Annotated in this window: 14 protein-coding genes; 12 read left to right on the top strand and 2 right to left on the bottom strand. The window is 58.3% G+C overall.

Annotation, left to right across the window (positions count from 1 at the left end; translation table 11 throughout):
- Positions 1-14 precede the first annotated feature (14 nt).
- The 7 genes from Q0816_RS21610 (at position 15) to mdoH (ending at position 9,503) form a co-directional block, all read left to right on the top strand.
- Positions 15-473 carry a DUF302 domain-containing protein gene (locus Q0816_RS21610; RefSeq protein WP_298854542.1) on the top strand — a complete coding sequence of 153 codons (459 nt, stop codon included), beginning with the start codon at positions 15-17 and terminating at the stop codon, positions 471-473.
- A 79-nt stretch (positions 474-552) separates the two neighbouring features.
- On the top strand, positions 553-2,172 hold the full coding sequence (locus tag Q0816_RS21605; RefSeq protein WP_298854515.1) for a thiamine pyrophosphate-binding protein: 1,620 nt from the start codon (positions 553-555) through the stop codon (positions 2,170-2,172).
- A complete protein-coding gene (locus Q0816_RS21600) occupies positions 2,159-3,343 on the top strand; it encodes a CaiB/BaiF CoA-transferase family protein (protein WP_298854514.1) in 1,185 nt (394 codons plus the stop codon). Before Q0816_RS21605 ends, Q0816_RS21600 begins: the two co-directional genes overlap by 14 nt.
- A 179-nt stretch (positions 3,344-3,522) precedes the next feature.
- On the top strand, positions 3,523-4,893 hold the full coding sequence (locus Q0816_RS21595) for a tetratricopeptide repeat protein (protein WP_298854512.1): 1,371 nt from the start codon (positions 3,523-3,525) through the stop codon (positions 4,891-4,893).
- 28 nt (positions 4,894-4,921) lie between these two features.
- Positions 4,922-6,139: an OpgC family protein gene (locus tag Q0816_RS21590; protein WP_298854510.1), complete on the top strand. Its 1,218-nt coding sequence runs from the start codon at positions 4,922-4,924 to the stop codon at positions 6,137-6,139.
- On the top strand, positions 6,136-7,635 hold the full coding sequence (locus Q0816_RS21585; RefSeq protein WP_298854508.1) for a glucan biosynthesis protein: 1,500 nt from the start codon (positions 6,136-6,138) through the stop codon (positions 7,633-7,635). Before Q0816_RS21590 ends, Q0816_RS21585 begins: the two co-directional genes overlap by 4 nt.
- Positions 7,632-9,503, top strand: a complete 1,872-nt coding sequence (gene mdoH / locus Q0816_RS21580; protein WP_298854506.1) for a glucans biosynthesis glucosyltransferase MdoH — start codon at positions 7,632-7,634, stop codon at positions 9,501-9,503. Before Q0816_RS21585 ends, mdoH begins: the two co-directional genes overlap by 4 nt.
- Here mdoH and Q0816_RS21575 read toward each other — a convergent pair whose 3' ends face one another.
- Positions 9,504-10,328 (bottom strand): alpha/beta fold hydrolase, encoded by an 825-nt coding sequence (locus Q0816_RS21575; protein ID WP_298854504.1) that lies wholly within the window; start codon positions 10,326-10,328, stop codon positions 9,504-9,506.
- Positions 10,325-10,798, bottom strand: a complete 474-nt coding sequence (locus Q0816_RS21570; RefSeq protein WP_298854502.1) for a rhodanese-like domain-containing protein — start codon at positions 10,796-10,798, stop codon at positions 10,325-10,327. The genes Q0816_RS21575 and Q0816_RS21570 overlap by 4 nt, the downstream gene beginning before the upstream one ends.
- A 222-nt stretch (positions 10,799-11,020) precedes the next feature.
- Here Q0816_RS21570 and Q0816_RS21565 point away from each other — a divergent pair, with 222 nt between their 5' ends.
- The 5 genes from Q0816_RS21565 to Q0816_RS21545 are packed head-to-tail and all read left to right on the top strand — an operon-like array spanning position 11,021 to position 16,554.
- Positions 11,021-13,891 (top strand): monovalent cation/H+ antiporter subunit A, encoded by a 2,871-nt coding sequence (locus Q0816_RS21565; RefSeq protein ID WP_298854500.1) that lies wholly within the window; start codon positions 11,021-11,023, stop codon positions 13,889-13,891.
- Complete coding sequence (locus tag Q0816_RS21560) at positions 13,891-14,250, top strand: Na+/H+ antiporter subunit C (protein ID WP_298854498.1); 360 nt, start codon at positions 13,891-13,893, stop codon at positions 14,248-14,250. The genes Q0816_RS21565 and Q0816_RS21560 overlap by 1 nt, the downstream gene beginning before the upstream one ends.
- On the top strand, positions 14,247-15,791 hold the full coding sequence (locus Q0816_RS21555; RefSeq protein ID WP_298854496.1) for a monovalent cation/H+ antiporter subunit D: 1,545 nt from the start codon (positions 14,247-14,249) through the stop codon (positions 15,789-15,791). The genes Q0816_RS21560 and Q0816_RS21555 overlap by 4 nt, the downstream gene beginning before the upstream one ends.
- On the top strand, positions 15,791-16,288 hold the full coding sequence (locus Q0816_RS21550) for a Na+/H+ antiporter subunit E (RefSeq protein WP_298854494.1): 498 nt from the start codon (positions 15,791-15,793) through the stop codon (positions 16,286-16,288). The genes Q0816_RS21555 and Q0816_RS21550 overlap by 1 nt, the downstream gene beginning before the upstream one ends.
- The gene (locus tag Q0816_RS21545; RefSeq protein WP_298854492.1) at positions 16,285-16,554 is read left to right on the top strand and encodes a K+/H+ antiporter subunit F; all 270 of its coding nucleotides are present in this window, start codon (positions 16,285-16,287) and stop codon (positions 16,552-16,554) included. The genes Q0816_RS21550 and Q0816_RS21545 overlap by 4 nt, the downstream gene beginning before the upstream one ends.
- Positions 16,555-16,556 lie beyond the last annotated feature (2 nt).

Raw genomic sequence — 16,556 nt, 5'->3', positions numbered from 1 at the left:
TCGGAGACGTGATGATGAAAACCCTCATTCCCCTGCTCTGCCTGATCACTTTGCCCGTCTGGGCTCAAAACACGCCTGAGGGCTGGGCCGTGCACCCGACTGACAAGTCCTATGGTGAACTGGTCGACGCCACCAAAGCGGCGATCAAGGAAAACGGGCTGATCGTTGTCACTCAGGCCGGACCCACAAAGGCGGCAGCCGCGCGTGGGATTACCATCCCGGGCAACCGGGTAATCGGGGCATTCAACAACGATTACGCCGTACGCGTGCTGGAAACCTCAACCAACGCGATGATTGAGGCTCCGATCCGGTTTTATGTTACCGAAAACAAGGACGGGACTGCCACCCTATCCTACAAAACGCCCAGCTTTGTCTTTGCCCCATACACATCAGAAGGTGGGCAGGAACTGCTGGATATCGCGGCAGAACTTGACACAAAGTTTCAATCGGTCGCAGAAGACGCAGGCAAATAGTCACACTGACGTGAACCGCCTTGCGTCCGGGGGCGTCCTCCGCAATCTGCTTCGGAACGGTAATTTCGGAGCTTGACTGATGCAGGACCCCTCGCCCCGCGCTGCGGATCTTCTGGCCCAACGTCTGTATGAAGCGGGGTGCCGCCACGCCTTTGGAATGCCTGGAGGCGAGGTGCTGACACTGGTTGACGCGCTGGAAAAAGCGGGTATCACCTTTCATCTGACCAAGCACGAAAACTCTGCCGGTTTCATGGCCGAAGCCGTGCACCACCGGGATGGTGCACCTGCGATTTTGGTGGCCACGCTGGGACCGGGCGCAATGAACGGCATCAACGTGGTGGCCAATGCTTTGCAGGATCGCGTGCCGATGATCGTTCTGACAGGCTGTGTCGATGCGGACGAAGCTTTGACCTACACGCATCAGGTGATGGATCACAGCCAGGTCTATCGCTCGATCACCAAAGGGACCTTCACGCTGACCGCCAACGGCGCGGATGTTGTCGCCGACAAGGCGGTGTCTCTGGCCATGCAGCCACGCCCCGGCCCGGTTCATATCGACGTACCAATCTCGGTTGCCGATACGCCCGTGACCGGCGTGAAACGCCGTCGCCTTGCCAAAATCGCGCCTGTCAGCCCCGGTGGCGAATGTCTGGAAAAAGCCCGCCGCTGGGTGGCCGAGGCCGAACGCCCCATCGCCATTGTCGGTCTGGATGTCCTTTATGACGACTCACGCAGCGTGGTGCAGGCGTTTTTGGAACATTTCGGCATTCCCTTTGTAACCACCTACAAAGCCAAGGGCGTGGTGCCCGAAGATCACCCCTTGTGTCTGGGTGGCGCGGGTTTGTCGCCGCTGGCTGACAAACACCTAGTGCCTCTGGTCGAACAGTCGGATCTGGTGCTGTGTCTGGGCTACGACCCGATCGAAATGCGCCCCGGCTGGCGCGAGATCTGGGACTCTGAGAAAAAGCGCGTCATCGATATCTCGGCCGTGGTCAACGATCACTATATGCATCAGGCGGGGCTGAATCTGGTGGCTGATACGGCCGAGACGTTGGAGGCCATTGCCAAGGGGAACCCTGCGCGCACGACCTGGTCGGGCGGCGAGCCCGCGCAGGTCAAAGCCGGGCTGGCGCAGGCCTTCCCCACCGATGACGATTGGGGCCCCGCTGCGGTCATCGCGGAAACCCGTGCGGTTCTGCCGCCTGAAACACTGGCAACGGCTGACAGCGGCGCGCATCGTATCCTGCTGAGCCAGATGTGGGAGTGCAGCGAAGAACGCGGGCTGATCCAATCCTCGGCGCTCTGCACTATGGGCTGCGCGGTTCCGATGGCCATTGGCCTGAAACTGGCCGAACCCCGGCGCCCGGTCATCAGCTTCTCGGGCGATGCCGGGTTTCTGATGGTGGCCGGGGAATTGTCGACCGCAGCCGAAATGGGCGGCAACCCGATTTTTCTGGTCTTCGTGGATGCAAGCCTTGCCCTGATCGAGCTGAAACAACGCCAGCGACAGATGAGCAACAAGGGCGTGGATTTCGGCCATCACGATTACGCGGCCATGGGCAAGGCCTTTGGTGGAAACGGGCACACAGTCCGCAACCGGGCTGAGTTGCGCGTAGCGCTGGAAGTTGCTGTAAAAGCAGACACATTTACCGTCATTGCTGCTGAAATTGAGCGTGGAGGCTATGATGGTCGCATCTGAAGGCCCACTAAAGGGCGTCAAGATTCTGGATCTTAGCCGTATTCTGGCAGGCCCTACCTGCACCCAATTGTTGGGCGATCTGGGCGCAAGCGTCATCAAGATCGAAAACCCGGCAACTGGAGGCGATGACACGCGGCAATGGGGCCCACCTTATGTGACAGATGCCGAGGGCAACCGCTCGGACCTGAGCGCCTATTTCATGTCGGCCAACCGCAACAAGAAATCCGTCGCGCTGGACATCGCCACAGCCGAAGGTCAGGCGGAAATCCGGCGGCTGGCGTCACACGCGGATATCCTGATCGAGAACTTCAAACCCGGCGGTCTGGCCAAGTACGGGCTGGACTACGCCTCGCTGTCGCAAGATTTTCCAAGCCTTGTTTACTGCTCAATCTCGGGCTACGGCCATACCGGTCCGAACGCTAGCAAGCCCGGTTATGACCTGATGGCACAAGGCTATGGCGGGATCATGTCGCTGACCGGCGATCCAGAAGGCGCACCAATGAAAGTGGGCGTGGGTATCGCTGATGTGATGTGCGGGATGTATGCGAGTGTTGGGATTCTGGCCGCGCTGCGCCATCGTGACCTGACCGGCGAGGGTCAGCAGATTGATCTGGCGCTGGTGGACACGCAGGTTGCATGGCTGATCAATGAAGGTGTGAACTATCTGACATCAGGCAATGTACCGCAGCGTCGCGGCAATGGGCACCCGAATATCGTGCCCTATGATGTCTATGAAACCGCCGATGGACATGTGATTCTCGCCGTCGGAAATGATAGTCAGTTCAGAAAGCTTTGCAGTTTCATCAATAATCCCAAGCTGGCCGACGACCCCAGATTTGCGACCAACCCCGCCCGTCTGGAGCATCGGGACGCACTGAACGCCATCCTGCGGCCAGCAGTACAGGCGCTGGACACGCAGAGCGTTATTTCAGGCCTCGAAACTGTCAAAGTTCCCGTTGGCCCGGTTCAGACGCTGGATCAGGTTTTCAACACGGAACAGGTGGCGGCACGGCAGATGCAGATCGCTATGCAGGCCCAACCGGGACAGGTCAACCTGATCGGGAATCCCCTGAACCTGTCGCGTACGCCTGTAACATATCGTAACGCACCACCCGCCTGTGGGGCCGATACGGAGGCTGTTTTGAGCGCTGAAAACCCGTTCGAGGATTGAAATACTTGCACGATTAGGCGGCAAGTTGCTGAAACATGCCCTTGAATCGGCGGTTTTTTTCGTCTTTTACGCACACGTCATTTCACCAATTCGAGAGCAGGGTCGATACTGTTACGTCCCTCTCGCACACTCTGTTACATCGAACAGTGTCAAATATCGCAATCAGATTGGACCCAAGTATGAAACAAGATGTTTTTGGACAGATGAACACCCTGACCCAGCCGACAGCTGTCGAAGCCTGGAATGGTGTTCTGCTTGGTTTCATGGCCCATGCCGCTGTCACTCCCCAGCACTTGGGTAAAGTGCTGGAACTTGAACCCGACTTCGCACTGGGTCACGCGATCAAAGGTCTGTTCATGGCTCTGCTTGGGCGACGCGAGATGATGGCGGTTGCCGTCGACGCGTTGGCTGCTGCCAACGCAGCGATGGAACGTCAGCCCGTCTCGACACGTGAACGTCTCTATGTGGATTCGCTGGCCCTGTACCTGGCGGGCCAACAGGCTCAGGCCGCACAGAAATTCGAAGCGATTCTGCGCGATCATCCGCAGGACACGCTGGCGATGAAACTCAGCCACGCAACCCGCTTTGTTCTGGGTGATGCTGACGGGATGCGTCGTTCGATCGAACGGATCATGCCTGCTTATGAGCCAGACCATCCAGGTCGCGGCTATCTGCTTGGCTGTCACTCCTTCGCGCTGGAAGAAACCGGAGCATACGAAAAGGCCGAGATTGCGGGTCGTCAGGCGCTGTGGATGGTATCTGACGATGCCTGGGGTCTGCACGCGGTGGCCCACGTACATGAGATGACCGGCAACGCGCAGCTGGGCCTTGACTGGCTGGCTGGGCGCGAGGACGCGTGGGCGCATTGCAACAATTTTCGCTATCACGTTTGGTGGCACAAAGCATTGATGCATCTGGATCTGGGTCAGGTCGATCAGGTGATGGAGCTGTATGACGCCCATATCCGCAAGGACAAAACCGACGATTACCGAGATATCTCGAACGCGACGTCGCTACTGTCTCGGCTTGAACTCGAAGGCGTAAATGTTGGAAATCGCTGGGAAGAACTGGCCGATCTGAGTGCCGCACGCACCGAAGATGGCTGCCTTATTTTCGCTGACCTGCACTATCTTCTGGCGCTGACCGGTGACAACCGCACCGACGCCACAACCAAGATGCTGAACCGCATGAACAAGGACGCGGCGCGCGCAAATGACGACATGACACGCCGCATGGCTGATCCTGGTGTCGCCGCTGCCATGGGTCTGGAAGCCTTTGGCGACGGCCATTACGGCACAGCCTTTGATCACCTGCTTGCGGCGCGCGGTTCCATGCAACTGGCCGGTGGCAGCCACGCACAACGTGATGTATTTGAACGCATAACCATCGATTCCGGATTGCGCGCAGGGCGTCTGGACGCGGTGGAACGCATTCTGGATGACCGCCGCGCCAAGCGTGCCGGGGGCGAGGACAACTATGCCATCGCGCGTCGCACCCTGATCGACGCGGCCCGTGACAGCGGCGACGCACAAAGTGTTCCCGCCGAATAACAAGAAGACCAAGAAGGACAGAGAACGTATGGCGACCATATCGCCCGCTTCTGATTTTGTACCTGCTGCGGCCCTGGCCGCAGCCCCTGCCCGTACGCGTGACCCACGGCTGGATTTCTATCGCGGTATCGCGATGTTCATCATCCTGATCGCCCATATCCCAAACGATCCCTGGGCCAAATGGATTCCTGCGCGGTTTGGCTATTCCGACGCGACCGAGATATTTGTGTTCTGCTCAGGCATGGCCTCGGCGATCGCTTTTGGCGGTGCATTCCTGCACAAGGGTTGGTGGATGGGCACCGCCCGTGTGGCGTACCGTATCTGGCAGGTTTATTGGGCGCATATTGCCCTGTTCTTCTTTGTAGCCATGACCATGGCCGCGCTGGATCAGACCGGCGCCTTCGAGAAGACCTACATCTCATCCCTGAACTTGCAGCGTTTCTTCAGCGATCCTGCACCTCAGTTGGTCGGAATTTTCACACTGACCTATGTGCCGAACTACTTTGACATTCTGCCAATGTATCTGGTGGTGTTGGCCCTTATGCCGCTTTATATGGCGCTCTATCGGGTCAGTTTCTGGTTGATGGCAGCAGTGTCAGTGGCCATTTGGTTCATCGCCCAGACCGGCGCGCTCGCTTTACCGGCCGAGCCTTGGTCAGACCGGCAATGGTTCTTCAACCCGTTTGGCTGGCAGTTGTTGTTCTTCACCGGCTTCGCCTTCATGCGCGGCTGGATTCCAGCCCCTCCTGTGTCGAAAACCCTGATCTGGGCTGCGATCGCCTTTGTCGTCCTGTCGGCACCGTTCGGGTCGTGGAAGGTCTTTACATGGATCAACACCGCCGCGCCCGATCTTGGCGCAACGATCCGTCCGGGTTGGCCCTTAACTGAGGATCTGCGTGGCAAAACGGAATTCGGCCTCCTGCGTTATGTCCACTTCCTGTCGCTGGCCTATCTGGGCTGGGTCGCAGCGGGTGAGCATGGTCATCGTTTGATCGCGACTGGCCACAGTGTGGGCGCTCGCGTCTGGCAATGCTTGCTGATGATTATCACCAAAGTCGGCCAGCAATCCCTTGCAGTTTTTGTATTTTCCATGGCAGCGGCGCGACTTATCGGTGTTGCTCTGGATCAGACTGGGCGAGATGTTGCCACTGTCTTTACCGCCAACATGATTGGCTTTGCGATGATCATCGGCGTGGCTTATCTGGCCGCGTGGTTCAAGTCACAACCCTGGAAGTCAAATAAATGAATTTTACCCGTCGCGCATTCCTCGCCTCGACGACAGCCCTGGCTTTTGCTCCGTCCGCCTATGCGACAGGCGGTGAGACGCCGTTTGACCGTCAGTATGTGATTGAGATGGCGCGCGATCTGGCCAGCCGTCCTTATGCGGAACGCGAGGTGGTGCCGCAGGAATGGCAGGATCTGACCTATCAGCAATACCGCTCGATCCGGTTCCGGCTGGACCGTGCTCTCTGGTACGAAACCGAGACGCCGTTCAACGTCGATTTCTTCACGCCCGGCCTGTATTTCCCGCGCACCGTCAAGGTGGAAACGGTTGAGAACGGCATGACCACACCTGTCGCCTTCGATCTGGAGATGTTCGACAAGTCCGAAGATGTGCCACAGCTGCCCATCGACGACACGTTGGGTTTCTCTGGTCTGCGGCTGCGGACCGAGATGCACCGCCCCGGTAAAACAGATGAATTCTGCGTCTGGCAAGGTGCGAGCTATTTCCGCGCCATCGGCCTACACGAGGTTTACGGCCTGTCTGCACGCGGTCTGGCGCTGAAAACCGGCGACCTGGATGGCGAGGAATTTCCCGAATTCATCCGCTTCTGGCTGGAACGCCCCGCACCCGGTCAGCGCAATATGGTTGTACATGCCCTGATGGACAGCCCCAGCGTGACCGGAGCCTATCGGTTCAACGTCACGGCGGGATCGGATTGCATCATGGATGTCGAGGCCACCCTGTTCCCACGGGAAGAGCTTCCTCATGTGGGCATCGCGCCCGGAACCTCGATGTTCCTGTTCGACCAGACCAACCACAGCCGGTTCGACGATTTCCGCCCTGCGGTGCATGACAGCGACGGGTTGTTGATCCGCAACGGCGCGGGCGAGGTTTTGTGGCGGCCATTGGCCAACCCGACCCGCCTGCAGATCTCGTCCTTCGTTGATACAAACCCGCGCGGTTTCGGTCTGATGCAGCGCAAACGAGAATTCTCGGATTACGCCGATCTTGAGGCAAATTATCACAAGCGCCCTGGCCTATGGGTCGAACCTCAGGAAGACTGGGGGAAAGGCACCGTGACACTGGTTGAGATACCGGCGGATCAGGAAATTTATGACAATATTGTCGCCTATTGGCGCCCAGCTGCACCCTATGCGGCGGGCAGTCAGGTTGATCTGTCCTATCGCCTGACCTGGGGGGAAGAACCCCAGCGCACTCCGATGCCGCGTGTGATCAACACCGCAATGGGCGAAAACACCTTTGGTGAAGGTCGTCTGGCCGTTGTCGACTTCGAAGACAGCGAATTGTTTGAGGACCTCGACGCAATCACGATCTTTGTAGACTCGCCCCATGCGGAAACCTCGGGCGGTGTGTTGCAGCGGAACCCGGATACGGGTGGCCTTCGACTGGCTTTCTCATTCGAACCGGGGGAACGCAATCATGTGGAGTTGCGTGCGCAACTGCTCAAAGACAAACAGCCTGCCTCAGAGGTCTGGCTTTATCGTTGGACCACATGAGCCGCGATCTGCATATCATGCCGCCCGAGGCCCCTCTGGCGATGCCCGCGCAGGATTTCGGTGCGCGGTTCCGGGATGCGGATGCACCATCCCGAAACCGCATATCGTCTGCCGGGTTCTGGCGCGCTTTGGCCTTTTCGCCGGCAATGGCTGCCACTCTGGCCCTACTATGGGTCATGAGCGACTGGTTCGGCGCGGAAGGCATCAACCTGATCGAAGGCATCCTTCTGACCCTGATCTCGTTCAACTTCTTCTGGATTTCCTTCACCGTCTGTACTGTTCTGTTGGGCATGGTGTCGTTGTCCAGACAGGAGCGACCCGAGCGTATTGCTGGCGCACTACCCCTTCGAGTGGCCCTTTTGACCCCGGTTTATAACGAGGTTCCGTGGAACGTGCTGGGCAATGCCCGCACCATGCTGGAGGATCTGCAGACGCGCGGTGGTCAGCACCATTACGCCATGTTCATCCTGTCCGACACACGCGATCCCGAGATTGCGGCGCAGGAACAGGCCAGTGTCGAGGCGCTGCGCACCACGCTAGCGCCTGGGCTGGAGCTTTACTATCGTCGCCGCGCGCAGAATACCGACCGCAAGGTCGGCAACATTGCCGACTGGGTTGGCCGCTGGGGCGCGGACTGGGATGCCATGTTGGTTCTGGATGCCGACAGCCTGATGACCGGGCGCGCTATCTCTCGCCTGACCGATGCGCTGGCGCGTGATCCGGGCGCGGGTCTGATCCAGAGCTATCCACAGCTGATCGGTGCGCAGTCAGTTTTTGCCCGAATGCAGCAATTTGCCAATGGCGTCTACGGTATCGCCTTTGCTGAAGGTCTGGCGCGTTGGTGCGGGCAAGAGGGTAACTATTGGGGCCACAACGCGATCATCCGCACCAAGGCTTTTGCCAACAGCGCAGGGTTGCCCAAGCTGCGCTCGTTCAGCGGACAGGACAAGTTGATCATGAGCCACGATTTTGTCGAGGCTGGATTGCTGCGCCGTGCCGGATGGGCCGTCCGCTTTCTGCCGCGCATTCGCGGGTCTTACGAAGAAACGCCACCTACCCTCATTGATCACGCCATGCGGGATCGCCGCTGGTGTCAGGGCAACCTGCAACATCTGAAACTGCTGGGATCGACCGGATTCCGTGCCGTGTCGCGCTTTCACATGTTCCACGGAGCAGTCGGATATCTGATGTCGCCCTTGTGGTTTGCCCTGTTGTTGATGTGGGCGCTGATCGGTCAGGGTCAAGATGCATCTGTCCTGCATTACTTCAGCCCTGACAATCCTCTGTTCCCGCAATGGCCCGAGATGTCGGAAACCCGGCATGTGCTGATCATTCTGGTCATGTATGCCATGCTGCTGGCCCCCAAGGTTCTGGGCGTTCTGGCACTGCCGCTGAGCGGTGTGCGCTATAGGGATTTCGGTGGCGGGCGCAAATTCCTTACCTCGTTCCTGGCCGAGGTCCTGTTGTCAGTCCTTTACGCTCCGATCCTGATGGTACAACAGATGATCGCCGTATTTCGCACAGCCTTCGGTATTCAGCGAGGCTGGTCGCCGCAAGCCCGCGACGGCGGTACCTACGGTCTGCGCACACTGATCCTGTGCCATATGCTGGAAACTGTCAGCGGCGTGGCGCTAAGCGTCGGTATTCTGTCCGGTCTGGTGTCGATATGGCTGGCGCCGATTGCCATCAGCCTTGCGCTGGCGATCCCATTGTCAGCGCTCAGCGGCGTCTCGGCAGGAACTGCGCGCAAAATGGTCGGAATGCGAGAGGATTTCAGTGAACCTGCAATCACCCGCTCGGCCCGTCGCTATCGTGATGAGCTGAAGCGACTGGTCAAAGGTAAAGGCAACATGACCCCGGCAGAATAATCAGCTGCCGGGAAGACCTTCGTACCAATCAACAATCATGTCGGCCCAGCCAGCAGGAACCGTGTGTCCTCCGGGGAACAACGCAAACTCCAGTGCGCTGCCTTCGGCGCATGTGGTCCAGCGGCGGCGCATGAAGTCACCCGTTGTGCTGAACCCGGCCGGTTTGTGATCGACGCAGCCATTCGCCTCGCGCCAGATTTCCAGGCCAGCATAGATATCGCCCTGTTGAAAACGTCCGCCGCCAAGCAAGCGACCTTCCAGCGGCACCACGTTGTCAGTCCAGCCATGCGTATGGAACATGCGGATTGGCCCTTCGCAGGTTTCAGGATGCGGACGCCAGAAACCACCGGACACCGGAACATAGGCCGAGAACGTGTCGGGTGCCTCGCAAGCCAAATAGTTGACCATGAAAGCACCGGCAGAAAACCCGCCCAACATGACCCGGTCAGCATCGACGCCAAAACGCTCGGCGGCATCCTGTACCACTTCGGACAAAAAGTCAGTTTCGTCCCTCTCACCAAAGCCGGGATAGAAATTCCAGCTTTTGGTGCTGCCCCGGTCGGGCCGCTCAAGACCTTCGGGGGCCATCACGGCATAGCCGCGATCCAATAACGGTTCGACCATACCGCGGTTGCGCATCGTTCCGGACCCGCTGCCGCCGTACCCATGCAGAAACACCACAATCGGCGCATTCTCCGCATCGGGCAGTTCGATGTGATACGTGCCCATGGGAGTCTCGCAGCCATCTTCCTGTCCTGCACACCCTGCCTGTGCGGCTTGCGCTGCAATCAAAAGGGCTGCTGCCATGCTGAATTCTCGGATCATCCTGCATCCTCGTCATATTTGTGAACCGGCAACCCGGCCCGAACCCATCCCGGGCCTGCCGCAGAACCCAACATCCCTTCGGGCACGTCGATGATATTGGTAAACCCCGCCTCGATCAGGCGGTTGCTCAGGCGCGCAGAGCGCACACCGCGCGCGCAGATCAGCGCCACCGGGGCCGCCTGATTGCCGCCCGTCAGATCTGTCAGCGCAGCAACGAAATCCTCTCGCCGCATGTCCAGCGGCACTGCGCCCTCGCCGACACCCGATGCACGCCATTCGCGCGGAGTGCGGATATCAACCAAAAATACGCGCCCGTCTACGGCCTGTTCGTGGGCGACGGCTACGCTGATCCGGCTACCGCTGTGGTCTTCGGGGATCAGGCGGTATTCTCTGATCGCCAACCCGGCAGCAATCGCGCTACAACCGCCGATCAACACCCATCTACGGGTTCGGTTCACTTGCTCGGGCACGTCTCGGCCTCCTGTTCGCTGACGGTGGTTCTAACACAAATGGGCTGGAACTGATGTGTTGAAACACCATACCCAGATCAAGATCGTGTCATTATTTTGCTGTTTTGCTTATTTCCCCGAACCCCAATAGAACTCTGTTAAAAAGTTACAATATCTGGACAGTCGGGAAAATATCCTTACAAAATTGACTTCACCCTGACCGCCCTGACCGGAGTATCGCACTTGTCCCTATTCCTTATCGCGGCCCTTCCCTTCCTCGGCGCTGTTTTTCCCGCCCTGCTGATCCGTGCAGGCCGGAACGCAGCCGCATCCGCAGCCGGGTTGACCACATTTCTGGCCCTGATGGGCCTGCTGATCCACATCCCCTCGGTCATGCGCGGAGATGTTGTGACTGCGCGGTTCGACTGGATACCGGGGCTGGGCCTGAATGCAAATTTCATGCTGGATGGTCTGGGGTTTTTGTTTGCCTTGCTGATCCTCGGCATTGGGTTGCTGATCATCCTCTATGCGCGGTTCTACCTGTCGCGCGAAGATCCGATGGGGCAGTTCTATACCTATCTGCTGCTGTTTCAGGGCGCGATGGTGGGGATTGTTTTGTCCGACAACATATTGCTTTTGCTTATTTTCTGGGAACTTACGTCACTTAGTTCGTTCCTGTTGATCGGCTATTGGAAGCACCTGCCCGAAGGCCGTCAGGGCGCGCGCATGGCGCTTGCCGTGACCGGTTCCGGAGGTCTGGCGATGATTGCCGGGATGCTGATCCTGGGCAATATTGTAGGTTCTTATGACCTCAGCATCATCCTGCAGAATAAAGAACTTATTCAGGCCTCGCCCTATTATATGCCTGCGCTGATCCTGATCCTGTTGGGCTGTTTCACCAAGTCGGCTCAGTTCCCGTTCCATTTCTGGCTGCCGCACGCCATGGCAGCACCAACGCCTGTGTCGGCCTATCTGCACTCGGCCACCATGGTGAAAGCCGGCTTGTTCCTGATGGCACGAATGTGGCCGGTTCTAGCCGGAACAGATGCCTGGTTCTATATCGTGGCGACCACAGGTCTGATCACGATGCTAATCGGTGCGGCGATTGCACTTTTCAAGGACGACCTGAAGGCGCTGCTGGCATTTTCAACGGTTTCGCATCTGGGCCTGATTACCATGCTGCTGGGCTTTGGCACCAAGATCGCCGCCGTAGCTGCCATATTCCACATCATCAACCACGCGACTTTCAAAGCTGCATTGTTCATGACCGCCGGTATCGTCGATCACGAGACCGGCACACGCGATATCAAGAAACTGGGCGGCCTGCGTCACCTGATGCCGATCACCTTTACCATCGGCACAATTGCGGCCCTGTCCATGGCTGGCCTTCCTCCGTTGAACGGGTTCCTGTCGAAAGAGATGATGCTTGAAGAGACCGTGCACACCACATGGCTGCACTCGCACTACCTGGTTCCGGGTCTGGCGCTGCTGGCTGCATTGTTCTCTGCTGCTTATTCCTTCCGCTTTGTCAGCCATGTTTTCCTTGGCCCACAGCGCGACGATTACCCCGCTCATCCGCATGACCCGCCCGTAGGGCTGTGGATCGCGCCCGCGTTGCTGGTGATGCTCGTCATTCTGATCGGCCTTTATTCTGCGGCCATTGTCGGCCCTCTGGTTGCCGTGGTTTCCAGTGCAGTGATCGGCGGAGAGAAGCTGCCCTACTATTCGCTGAAACTCTGGCACGGCTTCACACCGGCTCTTTATATGTCAGCCGTGGCCACGCTGGGCGGTCTGTTCCTGCTGGCGCTGCACAAACGGGGTGAACAGATCTGGAACACTTTGCCCCGCCCCGAGGCCAAGCAGATCTTTGAGGCGATCATAGACGCGATGACAAGGCTGAGCCGCTGGATTACCGACGAGATGCACAACGGCGTCCTCAGCCGCTATGCGATCATCTTCGTCGCCTTTACTGTTGGCCTTGGCTATTACGCGTATTCCACCGGGACAATCGGTATTGAGACCCGCGTTCCGCTGCCTGCGCAGATCATTCCGATCATCGGCTGGATCTGTCTGGTGGGCGCGACGCTGGGCATCATGTGGTTCCATCGGAACCGCCTATTGTCACTGGTGTTGATCGGTGTTGTCGGTCTGATCGTGTCGGTTGCCTTCAACTATCTCTCGGCCCCCGACCTTGCGCTGACGCAGATCTCGGTCGAAGTGGTGACGATGATCTTGTTGCTGTTGTCACTGAACTTCCTGCCGACCGAGACGCCCTGGGACAGCTCGGCTGCACGGCGTTGGCGGGATGCCGCGATTTCCGTTGTTGCGGGCCTTGGCACCGGTGCGCTTATCTATGCAATAATGCTGCGCGATTTTGCCTTTCCGACGATTTCAGATTTCCATCTGGCAAATTCGTATAAAGGCGGCGGTGGTACCAATGTGGTCAACGTGATCTTGGTCGACTTCCGGGGTTTTGATACCTTTGGCGAAATCATCGTGCTCGGTATCGCCGCGCTGATCATCTTTGCCCTGACTGAATCTGTGCTGGGCAGCAATGTCCGCGCCTACCTGCTGAACCGCAAACCGCATTGGCCACAATCGGGGGATTCACATCCGCTGATGATGGTTGTGGTCACTCGCGTGATGATGCCGATTGCGTTGATGGTCGGGGCCTATATCTTTTTTCGCGGGCACAACCAGCCGGGTGGTGGCTTTATCGCCGGTCTGATCGTCGCCATCGCTTATCTGATGCAATACATGGCCAGTGGATATACTTGGGCCATTGAACGTCAGAGGTTCTACTATCACGGCACCATCGGCTGGGGTGTGCTGATCGCCGCCGCCACCGGGCTGGGCGCGTGGTTCAACGAACGCCCCTTCCTGACCAGCGACTTCGGCTACATCAACTGGCCGCCGCTGGAAGAGTTCGAATGGGCCACCGCCATGCTGTTCGACACCGGCGTGTTCCTAGCGGTTCTGGGCGCGGTGATGCTGGCGCTGGACAGCCTGTCGCGCTTTGCATGGCAGCCAGGAATGGCGCAGGAGTTCCCGATGGATATCAACCCGCTGCGGGATGACCTTTTGGAAGAAGAACAAGGGAAGGAGCAGGCCTGATGGAAGCGCTCGTAGCCTCTGCCGTTGGCATCATGACCGCTGCCGGGATATTCCTGATCCTGCGCCGCCGGACTTTTCCCGTCATTCTGGGCCTGTCTTTGATCACTTACGCGGTGAATGTGTTCCTGTTCGCAACCGGACGATTGGCCCTGAACGCGCCTGCGGTCCTGAACAAGTACGAAGAAGTGCCCTATACCGACCCGCTGCCGCAGGCGCTGGTACTGACCGCCATCGTGATCTCTTTCGGGATGACCGCCGTGATCGTGATGATCTCGCTCAGCGCATACCTGTCTGCCAAGGACGACCATATCGACATGAGCCCGCAAGACAGTGTGGACGCACCGGGAGATGACGCATGAACCATTGGATCGTTGCGCCGATTGTCCTGCCCGCGATTCTGGCCCCGTTCATCATCATGGTCCTACGCTTTCATCTGGATCTGCAACGCATCTTCTCGGTCGCCGGTGTTGTGGCTTTGCTGGGCATTGCGTTGACGATCACTGCCCAGGCGTCAGGCGGAGATATTCAGGTTTACGAACTTGGCGACTGGCCCGCGCCGTTTGGCATTGTCATGGTGCTGGACCGCATGTCGGCCATGATGGTGCTGCTGACGGCGCTGCTGGCCTTGCCAATTGTGCTTTATGCGATTGCATCGGGCTGGGATGACCGGGGGAAGCATTTCCACGCGCTGTTTCACTTCCAGCTTATGGGCGTATGTGGTGCTTTCCTGACAGGCGACGCCTTCAACCTGTTCGTGTTTTTTGAGGTTCTGCTGATCGCATCCTACGGTCTGATGACCCATGGCGGCGGCGCGGTGCGATTGAAAGCGGGTGTGCAGTACGTGGCTTACAACCTGCTGGGCTCGACCCTGTTCCTGTTTGCCTTAGGTACGATCTATGGCGTGACCGGCACTCTGAACATGGCGGATATCGCTGTGCGCGTTGCGGCAATTCCGGCCGAAGATACAGCCTTACTACGGGTTGGCGCGGTGCTGTTGCTGTTGGTCTTCTGTATCAAGGCTGCGGTTCTGCCGCTGCACTTCTGGCTACCAGCCAGCTATGCCAACGCTCCTCTGCCCGTTGCAGCCCTGTTTGCAATCATGACAAAAGTGGGGGCTTATTCGATCCTGCGGATGTACACCTTGGCCTTTGGTCCGGATGTTGAGGCTACACAGGGTCTGGTGGGCGACTGGCTGCAACCCGCCGCGCTTGTGACACTGGCGGTCGGGGCCATCGGTATTCTTGGGTCACGGCACATCGCCCGCATGGTCGCGTTCTGCGCCATCGCGTCCATGGGCACACTGCTGATCGCCATCGCTCAATTCACGCCCGACGCAACCGCTGCCGCACTGTATTATGTATTCCATTCAACACTCGCGACAGCGTTGCTGTTTCTCGTTGCAGATCTGATCATGGAACGGCAGGGAGGAGCCATCACGCCCAAGCCGCCTATGCCGCAAAGCGGATTGATCGCTTCGTTGTTCTTTGTTGGGGCTATTGCAATGGCGGGGATGCCGCCATTGTCCGGCTTTGTCGGCAAGTTGCTGGTTCTGGACGCCTCACGGGATGCAGCAGATGCCACAGCGGTCTGGGCGGTCATCCTGATCGGTTCTTTCGTCACTATCATCGGGCTGGCCCGTGCCGGGACGCTGATCTTCTGGAAAAGCCACGATACTCAGGTTGTCCTAATTGACGCGCCTGCCGATGATGAAGACGTGCCTGCACAAGTCGCCCCCGAACCGCAACCCGGCCTGGCCTTCACGGCTGTATTCGGAGCCGTTGCTGGCCTGATCCTGCTGACGGTGTTCGCAGGCCCGGCACTGGAATATACAAGCAAAACCGCAGAGCAGTTGTTTACACCTGAAAACTACATCTCTGCAGTATTGGGAGGGGAAGAGTGATGAAACTGCTGCGTCGGATATTCCCGCACCCCCACCTGACCTTCTTGCTGACGATTGTCTGGATTCTGCTGGCAAACAAGCCTTCACTGAACTCTCTGGTTTTTGGTCTGATCCTCGGCATCATCATCCCGTTCGTCACGCAACCCTATTGGCCGGATCGCCCCAAGTTGCGCAACTGGCCTATGATCGTCGAGTACATGCTTGTGGTGCTTTGGGATATCATCGTCGCGAACGTGACGGTGGCCCGGATCATCCTGTTCAAGCGCAATGATGACCGCCAGCCCAACTGGATTTGTGTACCTTTGGAGCTGCGCACCCCCGAGGCGATCACGGTTCTGGCCGGCACGATCACCATGACTCCGGGCACAGTCAGTTGCGATTTGTCAGCGCAAGGGCATAACCTGCTGGTCCATTGCCTCGATGCGCCAAACCCGGAAGAGGTACGGGATCAGATCAAGCAGCGATATGAACGCCGCCTGAAGGAGATATTCGAATGATCATGTACGCGATCTACTTTTCTTTTGCCTGTTTCGGCGCGGCGATCATGATGTGTCTGTGGCGGATCATCACCGCCGATGGCGTCGGCACCCGCGTTCTGGCGCTGGATACGATGGTGATCAATACGATTGCCCTGATGATCCTTTATGGTCTGGACCAGGGCACCGAGATCTTCTTCGAAGCGGCCATGATCATCGCCATGCTGGGCTTTGTCTCAACCGTGGCCTATGCGCGCTTCATGCTGCGCGGCAATATCATCGAGTGAGG

The sequence above is a fragment of the uncultured Ruegeria sp. genome, assembly GCF_947497005.1.
Lineage (GTDB): Bacteria > Pseudomonadota > Alphaproteobacteria > Rhodobacterales > Rhodobacteraceae > Ruegeria.
Note: the sequence above shows the minus strand (reverse complement) of the source record. Positions and strands in the feature narration are given on the sequence as shown.

Bases quoted from the DNA above. Each gene is read 5' to 3' on its own strand.
- Q0816_RS21610 (WP_298854542.1), top strand. From the start codon at position 15: ATGAAAACCCTCATTCCCCTGCTCTGCCTGATCACTTTGCCCGTCTGG.
- Q0816_RS21605 (WP_298854515.1), top strand. From the start codon at position 553: ATGCAGGACCCCTCGCCCCGCGCTGCGGATCTTCTGGCCCAACGTCTG.
- Q0816_RS21600 (WP_298854514.1), top strand. From the start codon at position 2,159: ATGGTCGCATCTGAAGGCCCACTAAAGGGCGTCAAGATTCTGGATCTT.
- Q0816_RS21595 (WP_298854512.1), top strand. From the start codon at position 3,523: ATGAAACAAGATGTTTTTGGACAGATGAACACCCTGACCCAGCCGACA.
- Q0816_RS21590 (WP_298854510.1), top strand. From the start codon at position 4,922: ATGGCGACCATATCGCCCGCTTCTGATTTTGTACCTGCTGCGGCCCTG.
- Q0816_RS21585 (WP_298854508.1), top strand. From the start codon at position 6,136: ATGAATTTTACCCGTCGCGCATTCCTCGCCTCGACGACAGCCCTGGCT.
- mdoH (WP_298854506.1), top strand. From the start codon at position 7,632: ATGAGCCGCGATCTGCATATCATGCCGCCCGAGGCCCCTCTGGCGATG.
- Q0816_RS21575 (WP_298854504.1), bottom strand. From the start codon at position 10,328: ATGATCCGAGAATTCAGCATGGCAGCAGCCCTTTTGATTGCAGCGCAA.
- Q0816_RS21560 (WP_298854498.1), top strand. From the start codon at position 13,891: ATGGAAGCGCTCGTAGCCTCTGCCGTTGGCATCATGACCGCTGCCGGG.
- Q0816_RS21555 (WP_298854496.1), top strand. From the start codon at position 14,247: ATGAACCATTGGATCGTTGCGCCGATTGTCCTGCCCGCGATTCTGGCC.
- Q0816_RS21550 (WP_298854494.1), top strand. From the start codon at position 15,791: ATGAAACTGCTGCGTCGGATATTCCCGCACCCCCACCTGACCTTCTTG.
- Q0816_RS21545 (WP_298854492.1), top strand. From the start codon at position 16,285: ATGATCATGTACGCGATCTACTTTTCTTTTGCCTGTTTCGGCGCGGCG.